This window comes from Sodalinema sp., assembly GCF_046483825.1.
Classification (GTDB): domain Bacteria; phylum Cyanobacteriota; class Cyanobacteriia; order Cyanobacteriales; family Geitlerinemataceae; genus Sodalinema.
In genome coordinates this window covers 21,780-28,124 of the sequence record NZ_JAWOCL010000196.1, presented here as the reverse complement: position 1 = coordinate 28,124, position 6,345 = coordinate 21,780, and the positions used below count along the sequence as shown (strand labels likewise).

Here is a 6,345-nt window from a genome sequence, read left to right as displayed (position 1 = left end):
GTTTTTACAACAAGCCTTTAACAGTGTATCCAGCCTAGAAGCCCAAGTTAATTCTGGCGGAATGGAAAGCGGTATCGCCTACTGGGCTCACGCCGGAGGCTTTATCTTTGGAGCGTTGTTAGGTCCATTTTTTGGACTCTTCTCCCGCCGTGACTAACAGCCGACGGCCTTCTTTCCCCCCATTCCCCATTTCCTGTTCCCCCTCTTGCCTTCTCTTCCCCTCTTGCCTCTTGCCTCTTGCCTCTTGCCTCTTGCCTTTTCTTCCCCCATTCCCTTCTAATGACCCAAAAATTCAACTCCTTTGACGCCTTTTATCCCTATTACCTCGAAGCCCATGAAAACCCCATTTGTCGGCGACTCCATGTTTTAGGGCTTGTCGTCGCCATTGGGGCGATTCTCTACGCAGTCATCACTCAAACTTGGTGGGCCTTGGCGATCGCCCCCGGCTTCGGCTATCCTTGTGCCTGGCTAAGTCATGGAATTTTCGGGAAAAACGTCCCAGCCACCTTCGGCCACCCTTTCTATAGCTTCAAAGGGGGAATTCTCATGTATCGAGATATGCTAACCGGCAAAGTTCCCTTCTAATGTCTTCGCTCAAAACTCTCTCGCCAAGACCCCAAACGCGATTTTATCTGACGCCAACGCTTTGACTCAATCCGCCACAGACCCTATATATATAGCGGCACAGATTCCCATGCTTCAATAGTATGTCAATACCCAGCAAAAGTCAAGGGATTTTTCAAGAAATTTTGCCCAAAAAACATCACCTCAACCGGTCAGGAGGAGAACACTCCCAACATTGCCAATCGCCCGAAGTTGGATGATAAAACCCCAGCCGAAAACTATGAAGAAAATAGCCACAATCGCCGGGAACCGGATAGGTTTGCGTCTCAGGATGGACCCTTAAATTCAACCCACCTCCTGGAGTATAAAGCGGGTCGCCCAACAGCGGATGGCCCACCGCCGCCAAATGAATACGAATTTGATGCGGTCGTCCCGTGAGGATTTTCACCTCCAAGAGAACCCCATCCTCCCGTCGCGAGACCACCGTGACCTGACTTTGCGATCGCACTCCCGCATCCGTCGCCCCATAGACCGTTCCCAGCGTTGGATGAGGGAGTTTCCCAATCGGTTGATGGATGCTGAGATTCCCATGAGACCAATCCCCCACCCAAGCCCGATACACCTTAACCATCTGGCGATTACGCAATTGCTGACTCAACCGCGATCGCCCCCGAGAGGACTTGGCCCACAGCATAATCCCCGACGTTCCCCGTCCCAAACGATGAATCGGGGAAACCTGCGGATATCGCCGTCGCAACTGAAACAACAACGTATGCTGCAAAAAACCCGCCCCAGGGAGAACCGGTAACCCCGACGGTTTCCTCACCAACAGCAAATCCTCATCCTCATACAAATAATCCACCCCTAACGGAACCTCCGGTTCTCGCCAAGGAGGGCGATGATAACTCAGACATTGGCCCCGTTGTAGCCGCGTCTCCGGCGTTGTCCGTTGGTCATCCAAACGAACCTTACCCGCCAGGATGCGATCGCGCCACATCTCCCGCGTCGAATGGCGATAGCGTTGGGCATAATAGTCTAAAACCGTCAGCCCCGATGCAACCGAACCCAGGCGGTCAGTATAAATCCAACCTTCATTCACCATTCAATCCTCAGCAAAAATCAGCATTTCCTAACATAAATCCCCATTTCAGCGAATCTTCCCCCCTAACCCTGATGTCATCCCAACAAGCCGCCACTTTTTTTGTGATACTACTAGAGAGATATGCAGAGTGGGCGATTCATGGCGAACTTAGAACACCTCTCCATCCTGAGACAAGGAGTCGAGACCTGGAACCAATGGCGAGAGATCAACCCTCACCTCATCCCCGACCTCTACGACGCAGACCTACGCAATTATCCCCTACAAGGGGCCAACCTCAGCCGAGTCGTCCTCGGTAAAACCTCCCTCAGCCTCGCCCATCTCCAAGGGGCCAACCTTTTCCAAGCCGACCTCTACGAAGCCGACCTCTTCCGGGCCAACCTGCAATCGGTCAACCTACAACAAGCCTACCTCTGTCGCGCCAACCTCTATCGGGCCAACCTCAGCCACAGCCAACTACAACAGGCCCGCCTCGGACGCAGCGACCTCACCAAAGCCAACCTCAACCAAGCCAACCTCGCCCATACCAGCTTCACCGAAGCCAACCTCAGCCAAGCCAACTGTCAAGATAGCGACTTCAGTTACGCCTTCCTCAAATCCACCCGCGTCTATGGAACCAACTTCGACAACGCCGACCTCACCGGAACCTGTCTTCAAGACTGGCAAACTGATAATTTAACCCAACTCGATAGCGTCATTTGCAAATACTTTTATCGCAGTTATAACATCTGGGACAACAAATTTATCCAACGTTATCCCGCCTCAGAACAAGAGTTTCTCGCCCCCGGAGAACTGGTGACCTGCCTCAATCCCAAGTCCATCACCCTGGACTTAATTTTCTCAGAACCAATGTGTTTCAAATCCCTCTTAACCAGCCTAGACAGTCTTAGCCAAGACCACAAATCCGTCATTCCCCAAGCCTTAGAACAACAAAAAGACGGTAGCTTATTACTGCGAATTTCCGTCGCAGAAACCGCCAACCTTGACTCTATTAAACAAGCCTTTTGGACTGAATATAACCGGCTGCGCCAATCCTCAAAACTACGGTCTAATAGGACAGATTACGCCCCCAACCTATCTGCCCTATTACACATCTTAGCTAACCCTTAAAAACTAAACGTCGTCCGGATCACACCAATGAGGGCATCATCATTATCCGCATTGTGATTCGGTGCCGTCAGCCAAATCAACGCCGGAGTAACCGTGATATTTTCATTCAGTTGCAAGGAATAGAACCCTTCGATATGCAGCGACGTATCCGGGTCATCACTGAGTCCTGAATTACGCAAACCTGAACTGACTCCCGTCACTTTCGGTTCCTGTCCGACCACAATTCCCGCCAAATTTCCCGGCAGAAGTAAATCAGGAAACGCCAGAGTGACCGCCCAGTTCCAATTATCGAAACTGCCGCGATCGATCTGTCCCCCCAGCGTCGAGAGCGTTTGCGTATTCACATAATTCACCCAACCCCCGAGAGCAAAATTATCCGAGACCTGGAACGACCCCTGCAAGCCATAGGCATTACTCACCGTGGGAATGGCATCATTGGTCGCCCGTCGCAGGTTCGTCAGAACACTACCCGTGTTCATCTCCTGGTTATAGGCATTGATATAGGTTAGGGCAAACTCCGCGCGATCGCTCGGAGTGAAGGTTAACTGGGCCATCGCACCATAAGACCCATTAAACAGGCCCGCCCCACGATTGGGATTACCACTATCCCCAGCCAAATACCCCGCACTCAACGAGAGGGCATCACCAATGGGATACTCGACCCCAATTCCAGAACCATCCATCAGATAATACATCGAGGCCCGAGTCCCAAAACGCGATAACGCCCCGCTACCGCCATCCCCATCCAAAAAGGGATTCACCGTCGAGGCGATATCATCAGCCGCCCCCGCATTGGCAATTAGGGCCACATTCGCCCCTGCCAAGGGAAACTGATACAACAGGGCATCTACCTCAACCGCACCCTCGCTATCATCAGCAAAGAACAAATCCCCTTCGGGATATCCCGTGGATACATTCGAGAAGGCGGGGATATTGCTGCTTTGCAGACGAGTCAGCAACAAATCTTCTCCCGTAAAGCTCGTGTGGAACTCCAAGCGGCTACGATAACCAAAGGCGGGAACTTGGTCAATGTCATTGCCCGCGAAATTATCTCCAGCCGTAATCCCATAGACGGCAAAGATGGCTTCTCCTTCCAACTTGGTTGTTGTGGAGAATTGATTGGCTTCGAGTTCCGAGGTGCGGGCCTCTAAGCCATCGACACGACCTCGCAACGTCGCCAATTCAGCGGCAAATTCTTCTTGCAAGCGACGAATGGTAGCTAAGTCAGTCGGGTCCAGACTCTCCTCGTCACCGATAATCGCCACAATCTGATCTAAACAGGCATTCAACCCAGCGGCAAACTCGTAGCGAGTCATGAAGTTGTTGCCGCGAAAGGTTCCGTCAGGATACCCGGCGATACAGCCATAGCGTTCGACTAAAGACTGTAAGGCTTGAAACGCCCAATCCGTCGGTTGCACATCGGACAATTGCGAGACGGAGGTCACTTGACTCAGTAACATCGGGCGATCGCCCCCGTCAAGCTGTTTCGCCCCAACCTCTTGAGCCTGGGCTAGATTGGGGATACCCAGCACACTCACGGCACTCAAACCCCCACCTAATGCGGCCCACCACAGTTTAGACATAGAATTTCCGACACTCCCATTGAGTTGAGTATCGTTTGATTCTAGGCTAGTTGACAATGAGAGTCAATCTCATGGGGAAGGCAAGAGGCAAGAGGCAAGAGGCAAGAGGGGAAGAGAAGGCAAGAGGGGGAACAGGGAACACCGGAACTGGGAACAGGGGAAGAGAAGGCAAGAGGGGGGTGGAGGGCAAAACAGGTTTCGTCCTCCACGTCGATCCCTTAGTTAACTTTGGCTTCTCCCCCTTCTAAACCGAGGGATTCGAGCATTTCCTTGTCCTTTTCCGGGGGTTGACCCATCGTCGTTAGATAATGGCCAATTAACATGGCATTTAACCCCGATTTTAGACCTAACGCCTGTAACTCACCCATGACCGCTTCTCGTCCACCGGCATAGCGGAGAATGCGCGTCGGGAGAATCAGACGGAATAGGGCGATCGCCTTGAGGGCCTCATAGGCATCCAGGCGATCGCGATCGCCTAGGGGCGTTCCTTCACGGGGATTGAGTAAATTCAGTGGAATCGACTCCACCTCTAACTCCCGCAGGGCAAAGGCTAAATCGATGCGATCGCCCCACGACTCACCCATCCCCAAAATGCCCCCCGTACAGGCTTGAATCCCGGCGGATTTGAGGTTTTTTACCGTCTCGACGCGATCGCGCCAACTGTGGGTACTGACAATCTCCGGGAAAAAGTTTTCCGAGGCTTCCAAATTATGGTTGTAGCGTGTCACGCCAGCTTCGGCTAAGCGTTGGGCCTGTTCCGGCGTCACTTCCCCGAGGGCGCAACAGGGTTTAATCTGAGTTTCGGCAATAATGCGGCGCACTGTTTCGAGAACCTGCTCGAACTCTTGGGATTTGGGACTACTATACTTCGGACCGCGCCCCTGAGACACCAGACAAAACCGCTTCGCCCCCGCCAATTCCGCTGACTTGGCCTGGGCTAAAATCTCCTCAGGAGACTTCAGACCATACACCGGAGACTCTTTGCCCGGATGATGGGCTGATTGGGAACAAAAGCCACAATTCTCCGAACAACTGCCCGATTTAACATTGACAATACTGCATAAATCCACCACATTACCGCAGCATTCCTGACGCACGCGATCGGCCGCCGCGCAGAGGAGGAGAATGTTCTCGGTTCCCTCAATCTCCGTTAACTGCTGTGCCGTCTCGCGATCGAGGGCCTCGCCGGCGATAATGCGATCGGCCAATTGATTTAACCAGACCTCCAACGCCGTGCGATCGCTCGCAGAATTGGGGCTTAAGGTGGGGATGGAATCAGTTTTCGTCAGGGGGGTATGAACCACAGTCAATCTCTCCATGCAGCGCGGTACGCTCCTCAAACGGGAGCATTGCTGATTCTACCATCCCATCGAAACCTCACGGGAGCCGCCCATCCCTACACCGACGCACTAACAGAAGTTGCAAACAGGTCTAACGCCTGCTTCGCCGCCCCTAAATCAAAGGGAAAGGGCAACGTCAGCGGTCGATAATCCCGAGGATGAGGGTCCCCATGACGCAACACCGCATTCACCAACACACAGGGGTCATCGCTCAAATTAATCGCCCCATGAGGAACCCCCGGCGGAATTTGCACCACCTGAGGCTGTTGCTGACTCAGCGCAATATAGCGATAACGGCGATTTTGCAAAATCACCAGCACCAAACTGCCCCGAACCACCAGCAATTGGTCGGTCTGGCCATGATGGACAAACAAATCATCAATCGTCTGAGGCGCCACCTGCACCAGCATCGTCTCGTGGCTAGACTGGGGCGTGTAGAATTGCGCCATTCCTCCCTGGAACGAGTCCAAGGTGCGGATTTCAACCTGTCGTACAAGAGCCATAGGTCACAACTGTCCTGGGTTGATGAGGTCTATACCAATCCTAGCGCTTTATTTTTTAATTTTTGTGACGACAGCAACAAAATAGGCACAAACTATGATAAGAGTCGCTTCTGCGACCCGGCCGGCCAAACATAGGCCGGCTCTCA

General features: G+C 52.8%; 6 protein-coding genes. 2 read left to right on the top strand and 4 right to left on the bottom strand.

Going from position 1 to position 6,345, the window contains the following annotated elements; all coding sequences use genetic code 11:
- The first annotated feature begins 279 nt into the window (after nucleotides 1-279).
- Nucleotides 280-585, top strand: a complete 306-nt coding sequence (locus R6U67_RS12935) for an Mpo1-like protein (RefSeq protein ID WP_410252931.1) — start codon at nucleotides 280-282, stop codon at nucleotides 583-585.
- A gap of 178 nt (nucleotides 586-763) precedes the next feature.
- On the opposite strand, the gene R6U67_RS12930 is transcribed toward R6U67_RS12935, so the two are convergent.
- Entirely contained in the window at nucleotides 764-1,666 is a 903-nt protein-coding gene (locus tag R6U67_RS12930) for an RluA family pseudouridine synthase (protein ID WP_410252930.1), read from the bottom strand.
- A gap of 138 nt (nucleotides 1,667-1,804) precedes the next feature.
- Here R6U67_RS12930 and R6U67_RS12925 point away from each other — a divergent pair, with 138 nt between their 5' ends.
- Nucleotides 1,805-2,773, top strand: a complete 969-nt coding sequence (locus R6U67_RS12925; RefSeq protein WP_410252929.1) for a pentapeptide repeat-containing protein — start codon at nucleotides 1,805-1,807, stop codon at nucleotides 2,771-2,773.
- Here the strand turns inward: R6U67_RS12925 and R6U67_RS12920 are convergent.
- From R6U67_RS12920 to R6U67_RS12910, 3 genes are all read right to left on the bottom strand, one after another.
- A complete protein-coding gene (locus R6U67_RS12920) occupies nucleotides 2,770-4,356 on the bottom strand; it encodes an iron uptake porin (protein ID WP_410252928.1) in 1,587 nt (528 codons plus the stop codon). The two genes, R6U67_RS12925 and R6U67_RS12920, sit on opposite strands and share 4 nt — an antisense overlap.
- Before the next feature lie 218 nt (nucleotides 4,357-4,574).
- A complete protein-coding gene (gene bioB, locus R6U67_RS12915) occupies nucleotides 4,575-5,675 on the bottom strand; it encodes a biotin synthase BioB (RefSeq protein WP_410252927.1) in 1,101 nt (366 codons plus the stop codon).
- 77 nt (nucleotides 5,676-5,752) lie between these two features.
- Nucleotides 5,753-6,199 carry a dTDP-4-dehydrorhamnose 3,5-epimerase gene (locus R6U67_RS12910; protein ID WP_410252926.1) on the bottom strand — a complete coding sequence of 149 codons (447 nt, stop codon included), beginning with the start codon at nucleotides 6,197-6,199 and terminating at the stop codon, nucleotides 5,753-5,755.
- Nucleotides 6,200-6,345: the final 146 nt, after the last annotated feature.